Origin of the sequence: Paucibacter sp. DJ2R-2, from assembly GCF_025717675.1 — a bacterium.
Taxonomy (GTDB): Bacteria; Pseudomonadota; Gammaproteobacteria; order Burkholderiales; family Burkholderiaceae_C; genus Paucibacter_A.
Window position 1 is genome coordinate 1 of record NZ_JAJIRT010000032.1, and the last position, 1154, is coordinate 1154.

Here is a 1154-nt window from a genome sequence, read left to right on the forward strand (position 1 = left end):
GCAACCACACCCGAACCCACGGTACGGCCACCTTCGCGGATAGCGAAGCGCAGACCGGTTTCCATGGCGATCGGAGCGATCAGCTTCACGGTGATGCCGACGTTGTCGCCAGGCATGACCATTTCCTTATCCGCGGGCAGCTCAACAGCACCGGTCACGTCAGTCGTACGGAAGTAGAACTGGGGACGGTAGTTGTTGAAGAACGGAGTGTGACGGCCGCCTTCTTCCTTGCTCAGCACATAGACTTCAGCAGTGAAGTGCGTGTGCGGCTTGATCGAACCCGGCTTGCTCAGCACTTGGCCGCGCTCGACGTCTTCGCGCTTGGTGCCGCGCAGCAGGATACCGACGTTGTCGCCAGCTTGACCTTGGTCCAGCAGCTTGCGGAACATTTCCACGCCAGTCACGGTGGTCTTCTGCACGTCGCGGATACCGACGATTTCGATTTCTTCGCCGACCTTGATGATGCCGCGCTCAACGCGACCGGTCACCACGGTGCCACGACCCGAGATCGAGAACACGTCTTCCACCGGCAGCAGGAAGGCGCCGTCCACGGCACGCTCAGGCTGGGGGATGTAGGTGTCCAAGGCATCGGCCAGGCGCATGATGGCTTGCTCGCCCAGATCGCCCGTGTCGCCTTCCAGAGCCAGCTTGGCCGAACCCTTGATGATGGGGGTGTCGTCGCCGGGGAAGTCGTACTTGCTCAGCAGCTCGCGCACTTCCATTTCCACCAGTTCCAGCAGCTCGGCGTCATCCACCATGTCGCACTTGTTCAGGAACACGATGATGTACTTCACGCCCACTTGGCGAGCCAGCAGGATGTGCTCGCGGGTCTGGGGCATCGGGCCGTCAGCGGCCGAGCACACCAGGATCGCGCCGTCCATCTGTGCGGCGCCGGTGATCATGTTCTTCACATAGTCAGCGTGGCCGGGGCAGTCAACGTGAGCGTAGTGGCGGTTGGCCGTTTCGTACTCAACGTGGGCGGTGTTGATCGTGATGCCGCGTGCCTTTTCTTCAGGTGCAGCGTCGATCTGGTCGTAGGCCTTGGCCTCGCCGCCAAACTTCTTCGACAGCACGGTTGCGATCGCAGCCGTCAGGGTCGTCTTGCCATGGTCCACGTGACCGATGGTGCCGACGTTGACGTGCGGCTTGGTGCG

1 protein-coding gene is annotated in these 1154 nt (G+C 61.9%); it reads right to left on the reverse strand.

All coding sequences use genetic code 11. The features are described 5' to 3' along the window. The coding region (tuf, locus tag LNV28_RS24980) for an elongation factor Tu (protein ID WP_263521174.1) at window positions 1-1154 on the reverse strand (1154 nt) is incomplete at both ends.